Here is an 18970-nt window from a genome sequence, read left to right as displayed (position 1 = left end):
TCGACAATATGGTTATGTCGAAGCAGGTTTCTCCGCATGTCACATCGGTGGTTGAGGCAGATGTCACTAACCTTGTAATCTGGCGCAATAAAATGAAGGAAAAGTTTCAGGAAAAATATGGAGAGAAGCTCACTTTTATGCCTATGTTTACCGAGGCCGTTGCAAAAGCGCTGAGAGACTTCCCGGGTGTTAATGTTTCTGTCGACGGTTATAACATTATCAAGAGAAAAAATGTTAACATCGGAATTGCGGTTGCATTGCCTTCAGGAAATCTTATTGTTCCGGTAGTTAAACAGGCCGACCAGAAAAATTTAGCGGGGCTTTCTACTGACATAAACCGGCTGGCGAATGCTGCCCGGAATAATAAATTGTCAAACGATGACATTCAGGGAGGAACGTTTACAATAACCAATTTTGGTTCCTTCAGAAACACCATAGGAACACCCATTATTAATCAACCACAGGTTGCTATTCTTGCTACAGGTACTATAGAGAAAAAACCTGCCATAGTAGAAACACCAACGGGCGATGTCATTGCCATCCGCCACAAGATGTTTCTATCGCTTTCGTATGATCACCGTGTGGTTGACGGGGCTCTTGGTGGTATGTTTCTTAGGAAAATTGCCGATTATTTGGAAAACGCAGATATCGACAGGGATATTTGATGCAAATTTTAGATATAAGATAAAAGAAGCATGGCAAAGGTGACCACGATAGATTATCAGATTCTTAGATATAAGATTTAAGATGAAATGAATAAGACAAGAATTGCAACAAAAAAATATGTATAAATGATTGTATGTGAGTTCCATTAGACCTTGAGAATTAAATTTTATACTAATGAAACGAGCATGACAAGGTTTGTCACAAGAGAAAATGTATAAACTCTAATCATGCGAGTTCCATCAGACCAATAACTTAGACTAATTTTATACTGATGAAACGAACATGAATTTTGGAGTGCCAAATTCTCAAAAGAGCATAAACAAAATTCATCGTGAGTTCCATTCGATCAATAACTTAAATAAATTTTGAACGAATTGAAACGAGCATGGCAAGGATTGCAACAATCAGAATATGCATAAATACTTGTATGCGAGTTCCATTAGACCTTAATAAATAAATTTTATACTAATGAAAAGTAATGTTCCAGAAAAATACTCGGTAAAAAAAACCGATAAGGAGACACTGCTCAAATGGTATTACCTTTTGTTTTTAGGCCGTACCCTCGATGAGCGCGCTCCCAATTATTTGAAGCAGGCCATAGGATGGTCGTATCATGCCCCTGCAGCCGGGCATGACGGGATTCAGCTTGCCATCGGGCAAAAATTCCGGAAAAAGAAGGATCATTTGTTTCCATATTACAGGGATCTTCAGACCGTTGTGTCGGCGGGCATGACTGCAGAAGAAATTATCTATAATGGCATTTCCAAAGATACCGATGTAGCAGGAGGAGGTCGTCACATGTCGAACCACTTTGCGAAACCGGCCTGGAATATTCATAATGTCAGCTCTGCAACCGGTAATCATACACTGCATGCTGCCGGCCTGGGAAGGGCACTTAAAACCTATAATGTTAAGGATGCTGTTGTGATCAGCTCTCAGGGTGAAAGTTCAGTTTCGGAAGGCTATGTATATGAAGCCATCAACGGTGCATCTCGTGAAATGCTGCCCGTTGTTTTTGTGTTTCAGGACAATGGTTACGGAATTTCCGTACCGAAAGAGGACCAGACTGCAAACCGGAAATCGGCGAGGAATTTTGAAGGTTTTAAAAATTTGAGGATCATTTATTGTAACGGGAAAGATGTCTTTGATTCCATGAATGCCATGGAAGAAGCGGTTAACTGGACAATGAAAGAGCAAAGTCCGGTGATCGTTCATGCCAATTGTGTCCGGATCGGGTCTCACTCAAATTCTGACAGACATGAGCTGTATCGCGATGAAAACGAGCTCAGCTACGTGAAAGAATATGACCCGCTGGCCAAATACAGACGACTGTTACTCCGGTACGAAAGAGTCACAGAGGAAGAACTAAAAGAAATAGAGGAGAAAGTTGCTGCAGAGGTAAAAGATGCCCATAAAAAGGGAATAAAAGCTCCCGATCCGAAACCCGGGTCCATTCATGATTTTGTTCTTCCCGAACCGTATCAAAGCAAAAAATACCCGGACGGAACGCACAGCCACGAGGGCAAACCCATTAAATTAATCGAAGCGCTAAACGGAACACTTAAAGCAGAATTCCGGAACAATCCCGACACCTATATATGGGGTCAGGATATTGCCCACAAAGAAAAGGGTGGTGTTTTTAACGTCACAAAGGGAATGCAACAGGAATTCGGAAAGAAGAGGGTCTTTAATGCACCCATTGCAGAAGATTATATAATGGGAACGGCTAATGGCATGTCACGCTTCGATAAAAAAATCAGAATTGTCGTTGAGGGGGCTGAATTTGCCGATTATTTTTGGCCGGCAATGGAGCAGTACGTGGAAACGACACATGAATATTGGCGGACTAAAGGACAGTTTTCACCGAATATTACTATTCGTCTGGCATCGGGTGGCTACATAGGTGGCGGATTGTATCACTCACAAACAACCGAAGGTGCTCTGGCCACATTTCCTGGTGTGCGGGTAGTTTACCCATCGTTTGCCGATGATGCTGCCGGCCTGTTGCGTACTTCCATTCGCTCTGAAGGAATGACCCTGTTCCTTGAGCCCAAGGCTTTGTATAATTCTCCAAAAGCAGCAACAGTGGTGCCCGATGATTTTGAGGTACCGTTCGGTAAAGCCCGTTTACGGCGCGAAGGAAAACACATGACCATGATCACTTATGGTAATACAACACATATGTGTCTTCAGGCTGCTGAAAAAATGAGCAAAGAAGACGGCCTTGAAGTGGAAGTTATTGATATACGTTCACTGCTTCCGCTCGACAAAGAGACGATCATCCAATCGCTGAAGAAGACTTCACGTGCCCTGGTTGTGCACGAAGATAAAGTGTTTGGCGGCTTTGGCGGAGAACTGGCAGCTATTATTGCTGAAGAAGCCTTTACTTTGCTCGATGCGCCTGTAAAACGAGTGGGAGCTGAATTTACCCCGATTGGATTTAATCCGATTCTTGAAAAGGCAATCTTGCCAAATACCGACAAAATAATTAAAGCAGCACGTGAATTGGCTGCCTTTTAGTTGCTAAAAAACAATTAATTGGATAAAATTTACATTTCATGAAGAAGATAGGCATATTTTATAGCTTCCGATCGCACAAAACCAAGCAGCAGGTGAAAAAGATTATTAAACACCTGGGCGAGAAAAATGTTGAGGAAGTCAATATTGACGACGCCGGCCACAAAGATTTTGAGAAGTTTGATAACTACATTTTTGCTGTACCTACATGGTTTGACGGGGAACTTCCTTATTATTGGGATGAGTTTTTGCCAACTGTCGAAGATGACAGTCTGAAGGGGAAAAAATTTGCATTATTTGGGGGCGGTGATCAAAAAGGATATCCCGAAAATTTTGTGGATGGACTGGGTATTATGGCAGAATTCATTGAAAAGCGGGGTGGCAAAATTGTAGGTTTTACTTCAACCGAAGGATATACGTTTGAGTTTTCGCGCGCCCGGCGTGGCGATCAATTTGTCGGACTTGCTCTTGATATTGAAAACCAGGCAGCTCTTACTGATCAGCGTATTGAAAAATGGGTTGCTGACATAAAAAAGGCATTTGAGGAAAAATAAGATTTGGGAAGATGTCCCTTATTTAATTCTATTTTCGCTAGCGTCTGATTATTTTGAGCCTGTTCATATAGTGTCATTTTGCTTCGTTACACAAGTTTTGCAAATGGCACTTTATGAACAGGCATTTTTTTGTCTCTCTGTTATGACAATAGTTAGTGTCTGCCCATAAAGTACCATTTGCTGTGTTACGATCGTCCGAAAATTACTCATTTACGATGAGTAAACTCCGTATTTTCGGACTTCGCAAGCCTTGCAACTGGCACTTTCTGAACAGACACACTTATTGTAAAAATTTTTGCGAGTTTATAGAGACACGCACTAGTCAGTTAAAAAAAGCCTAAACGCGGGGACGCAATGGCGCAAAGTTTTTATTATGAGGGAGTTGTGCTTTGTGCCCTTGATTATGCAAACAATTAATTATCAGATATTTGTAAAAGTTTAACGGAGTATTGTTATGAAGCTTTTATTCTATTTCTTTTGTAACAACCACACAGATTTACAATGATCAATTAGATAGAAGGTTAGATGTTAGAAGATGAGATTCTTCGCTTTGCTCAGAATGACAGGAAGCCTCTTTTGTCATTCCGAGAAGGTACGACGAAGAATCACTTCAATTATCAATTATCAATAACAATTGACCAAAGACGATAACAAACTTAACCAGAAACCCGGAATCCGGAATCCTGACTGCTGACTACTAAATTACTTTTATCTAACTCAAATCACAAAACACTCTATATCAATCATTTGTTATGCAGAGTTGGATTTTTGCTTATCAGGCCAATTTTCGGTACTAACGGTAAAATTCTAATCTGTAAAATTTAACACTTCTGCCTTCTGTCTGGCAAACTTTTGCCTGTCGGTTACTTTTATCTAATCGTCTAACATCTAACTCCTGACTTCTCAATTATGCCTTCCAAACTTCTATTTGCAAAATGCAGTTATTGAAAGTTACATATGTAATCAATACAAAAATGCTTTTTTCTTTTTGTAAAAAGGCTATTCATTTTTAATTAGTATTCACTTTATCAATTACTTATTAAAACCAATTAAACGATTAATAGAGTATTAATAGAGTTTGCCATGCATAATTATACAAAAGCCGTTCGTTTTGTATTGTATTGAGCTCATTATAGGCTGAAAATCAATAAATAAAAGTAATTATTTGAAGTATAAATAAAAGCAACAATTATTAAATTGTTAAAACATTGGTATCCAATAAGTATTGAAAACATCATTTTTCATTCCAGAAAGTTTAAATTAAAAAAATGACCAGATGGAGGGCCAAACTCTTTACATGATCCGATGTCATTTTTGATTATATGACAGTAATTTACCCGAAATCATTTTAATTTTTGCAAAACAATAGTCAAGAAATCTGTACTTCGGGAAGGCCTAAGTATAACCGCGGAATACAAATGTAATCAAGACAACTAAACGGGATGACCTTGTTGTATACAAATGGAAACTGGAAAATATAAAATTATTTTGAAAAAATAATTACATTTGTAAATGGCTCTTTAGGTTTTGCTGTATCGAAACAAATGAAGCGGGCCCTGCAAAGGTTGCCATAATAGATCATTAGATTTTTAGATATAGAATATAAGATGAAATGAACATGACAAAGTTTACTACAATAAAAACATGTATAAACCCCGCATGCAAGTTCCATTCGGCCAATAACTTAGATTAATTATATACGAATGAAACGAGCATGACAAAGTTTGTCACTAAAGAACATGTATAACCTTCAATCATGCGAGTTACATCAGACCAATAACTTAGACAAATTTTATACTGATGAAAGATCGTTTACAACAAATACTAAAGAATGAGAGACTGACCCCTGCCAGATTCGCAGAATTGGTTGGTGTACAACGGTCCAGTGTCAGCCATATTCTATCCGGGCGCAATAAGCCAAGTCTTGATTTTTTACAGAAAATACTGACAAATTTTGAACATATCAATCCAGACTGGCTGATTAGTGGCAACGGTACATATAAGCGTTCATCCATCGACAACAAAAATAGCGGTACTTATGAAACAACTCGCCGGGATGGCAAAATTGTTTTCCCGGAAAATACACCCGTAAAGGAAGAAGAAAGAGTGCAGTACCGTGAAAAACGTAAGGGGAGTTTGGAGCATTACAAAACCACTTCAATACCTGGCACCGGTGGTGATGTTACGCCTTCTGCACCCGAAAAAAAAATACATTAAGACCATTCTATTTTATGATGATAATACATTCGAAGTATTCTTTCCCGAATAAAAAGTTGAATGTATGAGTCCACTCCTAAAAGTCGCTTTTTAACAGTCTTATTGTTGTTGAAAATATTTAAATCCTCATTAACAATTATTTAACTTCGGTTCAAAAATCCGGGGGTGTGAAATCAAGTCGATCCAAAGGCAAACAATTATGTAAAAGTTTATTACACACTTTACACGCCTCGACCTTGACAAAAATAGCGCTTTTAGGAGCAGACTCATGTATCAATATTTACTATTGACATTTTATCATGCTTATATTCAATCTTTTATTGAATGCACTATTAATTTCGGATGCATGCCAATTGATTTAATGGGAAAAAATCCTTTTGGTTTCCTATATTTGTAGCACCAATAACGTGTAAAGAAAGAATAAAAAAACGACTAGTTACATGTGTAAACATTTAATTTTTTGATTTGCTGATGTCAAAAAAATACATTACTGATTTTGTAATTCTCGAAAACAGAAGGCATACCCACGAGTTTGTAATACTAACGCTGCAGCATCCAGAGATGCTTCCACAGATGTTTCCGGGACAATTTGCCGAAGTAAGAGTTGATGGTTCACCCCAAACATATTTACGTCGACCTCTGTCCATTCACGACGTAGATTATAAGAACAACACCATAAAACTGCTCATTCAGGAAGTCGGTCCCGGTACTCGCAGACTGGCATCGATGAAATCCGGAGAAAAGCTAAATCTTGTCTATCCTTTGGGTACCTATTATTCGCTGCCCGACAAAAAAAGGGTATTACTGGTAGGCGGAGGTTGTGGTGTAGCGCCTTTGCTCTTTTTAGGACGCTATCTGAAAGAAAACGGAATTGACCCCCGCTTTTTGGTCGGCGCACGCTCCGAAAATGATTTGGTGGAACTGGATGCATACCGCGAATTAGGCGACGTTTATATTACCACAGAAGACGGCTCCAGAGGAACCAGGGGATTTGTCATTCATCACCCCGTAATGAAAACCTTTGAGCCCGACTTTGACTGGCTGTATACATGTGGACCCGAACCAATGATGAGAGTTCTTGCCAAATATTCACGGGAAAGAAACATTACCTGTGAAGTATCGCTTGAAAATAAAATGGCGTGTGGTATCGGAGCTTGTCTTTGCTGTGTTACACCAACAATTGAAGGTAATAAATGCACATGCACGGACGGGCCGGTTTTTAATGCAAATTATTTAAAATGGTAGATTTATCAGTAGATATTGGCAATTTACAGCTTAAGAATCCGGTAATGACCGCATCAGGAACTTTCGGTTATGGCGAAGAATATCGCGATTTTGTTGATATTTCCGCGCTCGGAGGAATCATTGTAAAAGGGACAACCGGAAGCCATCGCGAAGGCAATCCTTATCCGCGAATGGCTGAAACACCTATGGGAATGTTGAATGCTGTTGGTCTCCAGAATAAAGGTGTGGATGTTTTCCTAAGTGAAACCTGGCCGAGAATCAGAACGTTTCGTACCAATGTCCTGGTGAATGTTTCGGGGTCTACCGTTGAAGAGTATGTAGAAATAGCTTCCAAAATAGCAGAGGTGAAGGATATACCGGGTATTGAACTGAATATTTCCTGTCCCAATGTAAAGGAGGGAGGAATGACTTTCGGAACCAGTTGTCCTTCTGCAATTGCTGTTACCCGTGCCGTGCGCGAAGTTTTTCCGCGGCATTTGATGGTCAAATTGTCACCTAATGTTACCGACATCGTCGAAATAGCCAAAGGCGTAGAAGGGGCAGGGGCCGATTCAGTTTCTCTCATAAATACGTTGCTGGGAATGGCCATCGACGCCGAAACCTGGCGACCTTTATTATCTACCGTTACCGGCGGTCTTTCGGGACCATGCATCAAACCGGTTGCTTTACGAATGGTTTGGCAGGTGGCTTCCGCAGTTAAAATTCCTGTTGTCGGCCTGGGCGGAATTTCTTCTGCAACCGATGCTGTTGAATTTCTTCTCGCGGGTGCATCTGCTGTCCAGGTGGGGACCGCCAATTTTGTTGACCCCTCTGTATCGGGTCGAATTGTTGATGGTTTGGCCGGGTATATGCAACGTCATAATATAGAAAAAATTACAGATATCATAGGGGGCCTGGATGTTTCTTAGTTGTTGTATGCAACAGGTTTTTTCTTCTGACTTTGAAGGCTGATTAAACTTACGTGATGCGTGTTTTTAAAGATGTAAACTAAAAATCAAGATAAACATGTTGGTTACATTTGTAAACTTTCTTTATTCCGGTTTCCTTAGAATAATCTTATCTGCCGTATTAATCATCATCAGCTTGTTTTCCATTCAGGGGCAGGAACTGTCGGAGAAGGCTTCCGTATCGGTGCTGACCTGTGCGCCAGGTAATGAGTTGTATTCAGTATTCGGTCATACTGCCATTCGTGTATCCGATCCGAAGAATGAAATTGATCTTGTTTTCAATTACGGAACCTTCGATTTTAATACATCTTTTTTTTATTTAAAGTTTGGGCATGGCAACCTTGATTATCTTTTGTCTGTTACTTCGTTTAAGAATTTTTTAAGGGAATATTTTGTTACCGGACGTACGGTATGGCAACAGGAACTCAACCTTACCAAAGCACAAAAGGACAGGTTGTTTCGTGCTTTAATGTTCAATGCCCGCCCCGAAAACAGGGCCTACAGGTATGATTTTTTCTATGATAATTGTGCTACAAGGGTGGCAGATATCATTATCGAACAGTTGCCCGGAAACATTTATTTTGAGACGGAATCCGCTTCAACAACTGCCTTAACTTTCAGGAAAGCAATTCACCCTTATCTCGAAAAAAAAACATGGACGAAAACCGGCATTGATTTGATTTTGGGCGCAAAGGCTGATTCAAAAACCGATTCATTGACAGTAATGTTTCTTCCTGATTTCTTAATGGAGCAATTTGCCGGAATAAAATATCAAAACTCGGACGGAAATATTGTTGACTTAGTTAAATCTCAGTCGGTTGTTCTTGATTTTACCGGTCAGGATATTCCAGAAGCGCATTCTACGGCATCGCCATCCTTGATCTTTTGGGGGTTATTCGGATTGATATTGTTCCTTTCTTTTGCGGAAGTCTTTGGAACCGTTAGTTTACGTTTTTTTGATGTTGCGCTTTATTTAATTGCAGGTATAGCGGGAATTGTTATTTCGTACCTTGCATTTATTTCAAATCATTCGGTTACAAACCCGAACTGGAATTTGCTTTGGGCTAATCCTTTATGGTTAGTTTTGATTACAAATGTAAAAACAATCTGGATTACATTTGTAAAAAATGTATTAGTCATATTGCTTTTCGTATTCTTTGTTTCAGTTGCTTTTTTGCCACAATATATACCCAATGAATTTATCGCTGTTTCGCTGATCTTATTTCTTCGTTCATCTCCCGGGGTTGTAAAATGGAGCCTTAAACGGATGAAACTAAACCTTAACACTAATAGACATGATCCAAAATAAGAGAACTACGAAGTGTTAGTTATGATAAATAGTGCGTGTCTATAAAGTAGGAAAAGTTTCCTACTTATCATGTGTCTGTTCTGAAAATGTTATTTACAAGGCTTGCGAAGCCGCCAAAAACGGAGTTTACTTTTCGTAGATGAGTATTTTGGCGACGAGCGTAACACAGCAAATGGTACTTTATGGACAGACACCAAATAGTTCTTGTCCATAAACTCGCAAAGATTTTTACAATATGTGTGTCTGTTCAGAAAGTGCCACTTGCAAAGCTTGCGAAGCAGCCAAAAACGGAGTTTACTTTTCGTAAATGAGTATTTTGGCGGCGAGCGTAACACAGCAAATGGTACTTTATGGACAGACACTAAATAGTTTCTTTTTTCGAAAAAGAAACCTTTATGCCTTATATACGTAAAGAAAGCGTTCCATAATTCTTTGCATTTTAATAAAAACATTATTTTTGTGGAACAAATAGTCACAGGGTTTATAATGAATTAGATTCATTATATCCGAAAATGGTTGTTTTTGTAAAGATTTTTTTGGAGTTGTTTTAGCAACATTTTTTTCGGTTATAATCAGGTATTATGAAAGGACACAAAATCGTCTTCTTAATATTGGCAGGTCTTTTATCGGGGCTTGCTACGAAATATATCACAGGTCCCTCAATTCAATCGTTCGGTACAGATTTTACCCCTCCCGAACCGGTTGCTTCCTCATTGAGGATATCAGGATTCTTTTCAGAAGATCCTGCCTTCGCTCAAATTGACTATTCGGTGAAGCGGTTTCTTGATTACAATAGAATGGCGGGAGCATCTGTTGCTATTGCCAAAGATGGAGAAATGGTTTTCTCTAAGGGTTATGGATGGGCCGACAGAGAAAATAGAATTCGCACCGAACCCTATCATCTCTTCAGAATAGCCAGTGTTTCGAAATTGATAACTGCTGCCGGTATCATGAAATTGGTGGAACAGGGTAAACTCAACCTCAATGATCATGTGTTCGGACCGGATGGAGTCTTAAATGATTATCCATTTGATGCTTATGCTGATAAGACCGTCGAAGAGATAAAAATTATTCATTTGCTTAATCATTCGGGTGGATGGACCAATCGCTGGGGTGATCCCATGTTTATTCCCCAGGTTGTGGCACGAGGATTGAACAAGGAATTGCCTGTGGATAGAGAGGATATTATCCGTTTTATGCTTGGAAAGCGATTACACTTTAAGCCAGGAACACGCTCGTCTTATTCTAATTTGGGATATGCTATTCTGGGAGAGGTTATTGAGAAGGTCAGTGGCGACGATTATGAATCATTCATTAAAACAAACCTGCTGTATCCGCTTGGCATCTTTGATATGCGTATCGGTGGTAGTTATCTGGCCGACAGGGCCGAATTGGAAGTAAAATATTATGAGCCTTCTGATACCTATCTTGTCAAAGATCATTGCAGTAATGAAAAAATGGTTCCGCGGTGTTACGGGGGAAACGACATAGAAACATTAGGTCCTGCAGGTGGTTGGATTGCCTCGTCAACTGATCTTCTCAGGTTTATGCTTGCCATTGACGGAATGAATATTCCGGAAGATATTCTTACAAGGGAGTCTGTTGAAATTATGACTTCTCCGGAAAAACCGTATCTTGATCCTTTAGGATGGCGAGGCGTAAAGTCGCATTCCTGGTATCGTACAGGGACTCTGGCAGGTACTTCTGCGCTGATGGTGCGGCGCGATGACGGGTTTTCCTATGTCATCCTGTTCAACAGCAGCACATGGAAAGGCCCTATGCTTGCGACTGACATCCGTAGAATGATGGACAGGGCTATCAACAGGACTCCTGATTGGCCTCAATACAATTTATTTGATCTTGCCAGTAATTGGAATGAGTGAAAATTTATTTTATGTGTTCACAAACCGTATCGGGTTTTACTCAGAACCTATAGCTTCAGCTAAAGATTGTTTTTCCTTCAGGCTTATTTTTAAACAAGGTTTTCAATACGTGCTTTGCCATATCGCGATAATTTTCAAGGTACTTAGAGGTTGCTGAAAAAGTCAGCAACCTGTTTCAAATTTATTTTCCATTGTTCTTTTTGGCATTGCCCCAAAAAGAACCAAAAAGGTATAGTCCGCTTAAACCTGGCTCCCCGCGAAAGCCAAAATTTCCTGCCATTGCGCAAGGCCATGAACGTCGCCCATTTTGGATTCCCGCCATCCGCCGGCCCGGAAAGCGAACAGGCCACCGCGCCTTTTAAATAGACAAAGTCGTTCATTTTATTACGACATTCATTTGAACAGTGATGTGTTGACAATTTACATTTACAGGTGCAAACATTTATTCAGCAGACCCTAATTAATCACTACTGACCGACTAAAAGGAAATGGATTTAATGAAGACCTGTATTTATGTGCGCTCTGAATACTTTTACACAGTTCAGGGTTAGGTTCGCATCAAAGAAATTCAGTTAAGAAAATCAGATTGTTTTTCGTAAAGAAACGAGCTTGCGAGTTCACCGAATGCCTTTGAAAGCAAACACGATAATGAGGTAAATCCGAATTGTTTGAGCGAAGCGAGTTTTCGGATTGCTTTAAAAATGTTTGCACCTGTAAAATATTGAACGACCTTAATAATTTAGAAGGCGTGGTGATTCGTCTTCATTGTCCTATAATTGACATTATGTTTAATATAATAAATTAAAGAAAAGCGCGAAGTTGTAAATTTCGCGCTTTTCTATTTCTGATAAACATTCTTATTATTCCCCTTTCAAAGAATCAAGTTTAGCAGTAATTTCATCATACTTATCGTTCATTTCAAATCGATAGTATAAGCTCTTCAAACTTTCAAGAACAGGAATTTCATCCGGCTTTTGTTCATACGCTTTTTCCATATAAGGTAATGCCTCATGGAACAGACTATCAGCTTTGGCTTTTTCCTCTTTAAACTGCTTGTGGTCTGTTACTTCATTGGCCACATTCATTTGCTCGATGGCTCTGTTGTAATATATGACCCCAAGATTATACAAAGCATCAAAGTAATCGTCTTTCAGTTCAATTGCTTTTTTATAATCATCAATCGCCTCATCATATTTCTGGGTCTGATCGTACAAGACACCCCGTGCATAAAAATAAGTCGGATTTTTCGGATTTTTTTCAATGGCCTGGTTGAGATATTCCATAGCCTCATCATTCTGACGTGTCTCAAGGTAATAATTGATCAGTTGCGTAAGCAAACGGTCGTCGTCGGGATATTTTTCAAAACCTCTCTTCAGATTGGCAGCCATTTCAGTAGAATCCTGCATATTGCTGTATACCTGGTGCAACAATAAAACAGCATCCCCTCCACCATAATTGTATTTTATGGATTTGTTTAGGTATTCTGCTGCTTTGTCCCATTTCTTGGCATTGTAGGCTGCCAGAGCAGTATTATAGATTATGGCTGTATCAACAGTTGCATCTTCTGTCTTGAACATATCAAGATTGTTTATTTTTAAAACATTTTCGAATGCGACCATGGCATTTTCATAATTCTGCTCATTAAAGCCTTCAATGCCGGCATTGGTCAACTCATTCTGGAAAAATGTCAATGCAATTTTAATTTCGTTTTCGAAACGGCCCCGATCGGCTTTGTCGAGCTCAATAGCCTTCATGTAATGGTCAACAGCATCCTTCAGGAGTTGAATGTCTTTTTCCTTTTTATATTTTGCTGATGCCAACTTGGCCGCAACAATGTATGTTTTAGGCCAATCTTTAGACCGCTTATGTTCAAACGCATCTTGCATGCGTTCTTCGGCTGCCTCAATATCCCCATTTTCCAGATAGGCTTCGGCAGCATTTACTTTCCCTTTTTGCGCATATACACCTGTTACGGTAAATAGTGCAATCGCAATAAATAACAACTTTTTCATATTTATCTTCTGTTTTTGAGTGGATTTTACAAATTAAATTTAAATATTTTAATCTCTATTTTCATCATTTTCCTGAACATCATCCGATTGTTTTTCAAGAATACCGGATGCAGTAATGTCTTCTTCAGCCATTTTGGCCTCAGAGATGACTTTTGTAACAGAGGCTATCATATCCTGCTTTTTGTCCAGATTGATCAATCTAACCCCCTGGGTTGCACGACCTGTCACCCGAATATCAGAAACCGCCACTCTGATCGTCACTCCTGAACGGTTAATAATCATCAGGTCGTTGTCATCGGTTACATTCTTTATGGTGATCAGATCCCCGGTTTTTTCGGATATTTTCATCGTTTTAACTCCTTTTCCACCGCGGTTGGTTATCCGGTAATCTTCAAGGCTGGAACGTTTTCCATAACCCTTTTCCGAAACGACCAGGATATCGTCTGTCTTGTCTTTCACACAAATCATGCCAACGACTTCATCCCTGTCTGAATCGAGAGTTATTCCCCTCACGCCCTGACCGATGCGACTAATACATCTCACCTTGGATTCATTAAAGCGAATGGCTCTTCCCGAACGTGTTGCCATCAATACTTCACTTTTACCATTAGTAAGGCGCGCCTGAATCAGTTCATCACCTTCTTTTATGCCAATGGCAATAACCCCTGATTGACGCGGCCGTGAGTAATCGGCCAGCAAAGATTTTTTGATGACACCTTTGCGGGTTCCCATCAAGATATAGTGAGAGTTTATAAATTCTTCATCATTTAATTGTTTCACGCGAATAAATGCTTTCACAGTATCTTCGGGATCTATCTGAAGAAGATTTTGAATGGCTCGTCCTTTGGAATTTTTGCTTCCTTCAGGGATTTCATAAACTTTGAGCCAGAAACAACGCCCCATTTTTGTAAAAAAGAGCATTGTATTATGCATCGACGCAGGATAAATATGCTCAATGAAATCTTCATCCCTGGTGGTACTTCCTTTCGAGCCCACCCCTCCCCGATTTTGAGTTCTGAATTCGGACAACGGAGTCCTTTTTATATACCCCAGATGCGAAATGGTAATAATCATTTCTTCATCGGCATAGAAATCTTCCGGATTGAACTCTTCCGATGAGTAGACAATTTCGGTACGCCTGGGATCATTATACTTTTGCTTAATTTCGAGCATTTCATTTTTAATGATCTCCATTCTCAAATGTTCATGCTCAAGAATGTCTTTCAGACGGTCTATCTCTTTCAACAGGGCCTGGTATTCTTCTCTCAATTTGTCCTGTTCGAGACCGGTAAGCTGACGCAAGCGCATATCAACAATAGCCCGTGCCTGAACATCTGTCAGGTCGAACCGTTCAATCAATTTTTCGCGGGCTTCATCAGGACTTTGAGCGCCTCTGATTATCTTAATAACTTCGTCAATATTGTCACTTGCAATAATAAGCCCCTCTAAAATATGAGCTCTCTTCTCAGCCTGATCGAGTTCAAATTTTGTTCGTCTGGTAACAACATCATGGCGATGTTCAACAAAGTACTTGATAATCCCCTTGAGATTAAGCAATTGCGGCCTTCCGTGAACCAATGCTATATTGTTAACCCCGAAAGAAGATTGCAGTGCTGTATTTTTATAAAGATGATTCAGCACCACATTTGCAATTGCATCTCTTTTAAGGTCGATAACGATTCGCATTCCCTCACGGTCCGATTCGTCATTAACATTGGCAATTCCTTCAATTCTTTTTTCATTGACTAGGTCGGCAATTCTTACAATAAGTTCTGCCTTATTAACCATGTAGGGTATTTCGGTAATGATAATCCTTTCGCGACCGGTTTTATCAGTTTCGATTTCGGTTTTGGCCCGGATGACAATACGTCCACGCCCTGTTTCATAAGCTTCTTTAACGCCCTGATACCCGTAAATGATACCTCCGGTAGGAAAATCAGGCGCCTGAATAATTTTAATGAGTTCCTGAATATCAATGTCAGGATCATCAATATATGCCACAATGGCATTTACAGCATCTCCCAAATTGTGTGGTGGCATATTGGTTGCCATTCCAACGGCAATACCCGAAGTGCCGTTAACCAGTAATGCTGGTATTCTGGTTGGCAACACCGTTGGTTCTTTCAATGAATCGTCGAAGTTGTACTGAAAGTCAACAGTATTCTTCTCAATATCTGCCAGCATCTCTTCCGACAGACGGTTCATGCGTGCCTCTGTGTAACGCATTGCAGCAGGACTGTCTCCATCGACCGACCCCATGTTTCCCTGGCCATCGACAAGCATATAGCGCATCGACCAGGGCTGAGCCATCCGAACCATTGCATGATACACAGATGAGTCGCCATGCGGGTGATATTTCCCTAAAACTTCGCCTACAATTCTTGCAGACTTCTTATAGGGCTTATTCGGCGACATCCCCAATTCGTGCATTCCAAAAAGAACACGTCTGTGAACAGGTTTCAGCCCGTCACGAACATCAGGTAAAGCACGTGAAACAATTACCGACATCGAATAATCGATGTATGCCGATTGCATCTCTTCTTCAATGTTGATTTTAATTATTCTTTCTCCATCAGCCATTTATACAATTTTTAGATGAGTCTCATAAAAAAAGGCCGCTCTCTGTAAGGGCCGTTTTTTTGCCGCCCTAAATTAATCATTTCCGCCCGAAACGGAAAGTAACGCGGGTTCTTTTTTCTTTCGATTCCTTCTTGGGAGTTTCGCTCTTTTTATAGTATTTTTGGAACATTATAGTGACTGTTATATTGACATTATTATAATAGTTGCATAGTTTTTGATTGAATGTGCTATCAATAGTCAGTTAAAAAAAGCCTAAACGCAGAGACGTAATGACGCAAAGTTTTTATTATGAGAGAGTTATAACTTGCGTTATATAATTGTGTAAACAGTTAATGACCAGACACCAGTAAAAGTTTAACGGAGTATTGATATAAAATTTTTCACCAAAAATATGGATTTAAATTTTTCACCAAAAATACGAGAGGTACTGACGTTTAGTAAACAGGAAGCATCGAGGCTGGGAAATCCTTTCCTTGCTCCTGAGCATTTGATGCTGGGCTTACTGAACGACCCGGAGACCAAAGCAGGAAAAATGCTCAGCAAACTTAGTGTGGATGTTGAACATGTGCGCGACACTATTGAGCGTCGAATAAAAGAGAAAACACCATTGAACCAAAACAACCAGTTACCTCTTTTAAAATCAACGGAACAAATTTTAAAGATTGTTCATCTGGAAGCAAGGGCATTAAAAAGTACAAAAGTAAATACGCTGCATCTTTTACTGGCCCTGCTAAAAGACCGCAGCAGCACAATTTCGGAAATTATGAAAGATTATAATGTACAATACGATCAACTTAGAGCAATAGCCGAAAAAGCATCTTTTCAGGGAAAAGCTCAAATGCCGGACGATGATGATGCCGATTCCCCGTTCTCTTCGCAAGGAGGCGGCGGAGGCGGGCATGAAGGGGGAAAACCCGGTGCCGGAAAGCCCGGGTCCGACACACCTGTTCTCGACAATTTCGGCATTGATATTACAAGAGCCGCCGAAGAAGGGCGACTTGACCCGATTGTGGGTCGTGAAAGAGAGATTGAGCGGCTGGCACAGATATTAAGTCGCAGAAAGAAAAACAACCCGGTGCTGATCGGTGAACCTGGCGTTGGGAAATCGGCCATTGCCGAAGGACTTGCCCTCCGGATCATCGACAAAAAAGTTTCGAGGGTTTTATTTGACAAACGGGTTGTTACTCTTGATCTTGCCTCGATTGTTGCCGGAACAAAATACAGGGGACAATTTGAGGAACGGATTAAGGCCATATTAAATGAATTGTCAAAAAATCCTAATATTATATTGTTTATCGATGAGATTCACACCATAGTGGGTGCTGGAGGTGCTACCGGATCACTGGATGCCGCCAATATGTTGAAACCGGCTCTTGCTCGTGGTGAAATTCAATGCATCGGGGCAACAACGCTGGATGAATATCGTCAGCACATTGAAAAAGAATGGTGCACTGGAGCGTCGTTTCCAGAAAGTAATGATAGAACCGACCTCTGTAGATGAAACCATCGAAATTCTCAACAACATTAAAGAAAAATATGAGGATCATCACAATGTCTATTTTACACCCGAGGCAGTAGAGGCTTGTGTAAAACTGACTGAAAGATACATTTCCGACCGGCATCTGCCCGACAAAGCCATTGATGCTCTCGACGAAGCCGGCTCAAGGGTGCACATCAGTAATATTGTTGTCCCGGAAACCATTCTTGAACTGGAGCAAAAAATTGAAGAAACCAAAGAAAACAAAATAAAAGCTGTCAAAGCTCAAAATTTTGAACTGGCAGCCAGCTTCCGTGACAAGGAAAAATCATTGCTTGATGAACTGGAACTATCGAAAGCCAGGTGGGAAGAGGAACTCCAAAAACATCGTGAAACTGTTGATGCGGAAAAAGTAGCCGAAGTGGTAGCCATGATGACGGGTATCCCCGTTCAGAGGGTTGCTCAGGCCGAGGGCGCACGCCTGATGCAAATGGGACAACAGCTGAAAGGGAAAGTTGTGGGTCAGGATGATGCCATTGCGAAGATTGTGAAAGCCATTCAGCGTAACAGAGCTGGACTTAAAGACCCAAACCGTCCTATTGGTTCCTTTGTGTTCTTAGGACCTACAGGTGTAGGAAAAACGCATCTGGCAAAAATTCTTGCACAATATCTTTTTGATACAACCGATGCTCTTATACGTATAGACATGAGCGAATACATGGAGAAATTCAGTGTATCGCGACTCGTGGGTGCACCTCCAGGATATATCGGATACGAAGAAGGCGGACAGCTGACGGAAAAAGTTCGTCGTCGCCCCTACTCGGTCGTATTGCTCGATGAAATTGAGAAAGCTCACCCCGATGTATTTAACATCCTCCTTCAGGTGTTGGACGAAGGAAGATTAACCGATAGTCTGGGACGCAGGGTAGATTTCAAAAATACTATTGTTATAATGACATCTAATATTGGAACAAGAGAGTTGAAAGATTTTGGCCGTGGTATAGGCTTTTCAACCGGAAGTCAGAAGAGCGACGCCGAATATACCAGAAGCGTCATTGAAAAAGCGCTCAAGAAAGCTTTTGCTCCTGAATTTCTGAACCGTATAGATGATGTTGTTATTTTCAACAGTCTTGAAAAAGATGATATCAGAAAGATTATTGATATTGAAATGAAAGGTCTTTATCAACGTGTTGAATCACTTGGGTATAAGCTTGAATTGTCGGAGCAGGCCAAAGATTTTATTGCTTCGAAAGGGTTTGATGTACAGTATGGTGCAAGACCACTGAAACGAGCTATTCAGAAATATCTTGAGGACGAGATGGCAGAGGTTATCATTCAGGCTTCTATCAGTGAAGGGGATGTCATTAAAGTAGAATATGACGAATCCAATCAGAAACTGACCACTACAATTCTTAAAGAAAAAGATAGCGCTTCTTCAGATAAGAAAACAGAGGATAAGTCAGAAGCAGAACGGGAAACAAAAGTGGAGAAAGAAAACAAACAGGCTAAAAATTCTAAGAATTAACTTATGTGATTTATTACAGACAAAAAAACCCGCGAAAA

At 40.3% G+C, this 18970-nt stretch carries 13 protein-coding genes; 10 read left to right on the top strand and 3 right to left on the bottom strand.

Annotated elements, in window-relative coordinates; genetic code table 11:
* The 8 genes from OQ5_RS0101795 to OQ5_RS0101755 form a co-directional block, all read left to right on the top strand.
* A partial coding sequence (locus OQ5_RS0101795) for a 2-oxo acid dehydrogenase subunit E2 (protein WP_016775850.1) occupies positions 1–665 on the top strand: 665 nt, incomplete at its 5' end.
* A gap of 469 nt (positions 666–1134) precedes the next feature.
* Positions 1135–3186, top strand: coding sequence for an alpha-ketoacid dehydrogenase subunit alpha/beta (locus OQ5_RS0101790; protein WP_016775849.1), 2052 nt, complete (start codon positions 1135–1137; stop codon positions 3184–3186).
* A 38-nt stretch (positions 3187–3224) separates the two neighbouring features.
* Positions 3225–3737 carry a flavodoxin gene (locus tag OQ5_RS0101785; protein ID WP_016775848.1) on the top strand — a complete coding sequence of 171 codons (513 nt, stop codon included), beginning with the start codon at positions 3225–3227 and terminating at the stop codon, positions 3735–3737.
* 1800 nt (positions 3738–5537) lie between these two features.
* Complete coding sequence (locus OQ5_RS21845; RefSeq protein ID WP_016775847.1) at positions 5538–5954, top strand: helix-turn-helix domain-containing protein; 417 nt, start codon at positions 5538–5540, stop codon at positions 5952–5954.
* A gap of 471 nt (positions 5955–6425) precedes the next feature.
* Positions 6426–7199, top strand: a complete 774-nt coding sequence (locus OQ5_RS0101775) for a dihydroorotate dehydrogenase electron transfer subunit (RefSeq protein WP_016775846.1) — start codon at positions 6426–6428, stop codon at positions 7197–7199.
* A complete protein-coding gene (locus OQ5_RS0101770; RefSeq protein WP_016775845.1) occupies positions 7193–8107 on the top strand; it encodes a dihydroorotate dehydrogenase in 915 nt (304 codons plus the stop codon). The genes OQ5_RS0101775 and OQ5_RS0101770 overlap by 7 nt, the downstream gene beginning before the upstream one ends.
* Before the next feature lie 97 nt (positions 8108–8204).
* Positions 8205–9455 (top strand): Lnb N-terminal periplasmic domain-containing protein, encoded by a 1251-nt coding sequence (locus tag OQ5_RS0101765; protein ID WP_016775844.1) that lies wholly within the window; start codon positions 8205–8207, stop codon positions 9453–9455.
* Between the two features lie 581 nt (positions 9456–10036).
* Positions 10037–11338, top strand: a complete 1302-nt coding sequence (locus tag OQ5_RS0101755; RefSeq protein WP_016775842.1) for a serine hydrolase domain-containing protein — start codon at positions 10037–10039, stop codon at positions 11336–11338.
* A gap of 143 nt (positions 11339–11481) precedes the next feature.
* On the opposite strand, the gene OQ5_RS0101750 is transcribed toward OQ5_RS0101755, so the two are convergent.
* The 3 genes from OQ5_RS0101750 to gyrA form a co-directional block, all read right to left on the bottom strand.
* Entirely contained in the window at positions 11482–11718 is a 237-nt protein-coding gene (locus OQ5_RS0101750; RefSeq protein WP_016775841.1) for a hypothetical protein, read from the bottom strand.
* A gap of 480 nt (positions 11719–12198) precedes the next feature.
* Positions 12199–13350, bottom strand: a complete 1152-nt coding sequence (locus OQ5_RS0101745; RefSeq protein ID WP_016775840.1) for a tetratricopeptide repeat protein — start codon at positions 13348–13350, stop codon at positions 12199–12201.
* A gap of 48 nt (positions 13351–13398) precedes the next feature.
* Positions 13399–15930: a DNA gyrase subunit A gene (gyrA, locus tag OQ5_RS0101740; protein WP_016775839.1), complete on the bottom strand. Its 2532-nt coding sequence runs from the start codon at positions 15928–15930 to the stop codon at positions 13399–13401.
* 391 nt (positions 15931–16321) lie between these two features.
* Between gyrA and OQ5_RS24045 the strand changes: the two genes are divergently transcribed.
* Positions 16322–17431, top strand: coding sequence for a Clp protease N-terminal domain-containing protein (locus OQ5_RS24045; protein WP_255297336.1), 1110 nt, complete (start codon positions 16322–16324; stop codon positions 17429–17431).
* Positions 17313–18932 (top strand): AAA family ATPase, encoded by a 1620-nt coding sequence (locus OQ5_RS24040; protein WP_255297337.1) that lies wholly within the window; start codon positions 17313–17315, stop codon positions 18930–18932. The genes OQ5_RS24045 and OQ5_RS24040 overlap by 119 nt, the downstream gene beginning before the upstream one ends.
* Positions 18933–18970: the final 38 nt, after the last annotated feature.

It is taken from the genome of Anaerophaga thermohalophila str. Valhall, from assembly GCF_000250735.1.
Taxonomy (GTDB): domain Bacteria; phylum Bacteroidota; class Bacteroidia; order Bacteroidales; family Marinilabiliaceae; genus Anaerophaga; species Anaerophaga thermohalophila_A.
The sequence above is the reverse complement of the archived record's forward strand: the minus strand, read 5'-3'. Positions and strand labels throughout refer to the sequence as shown.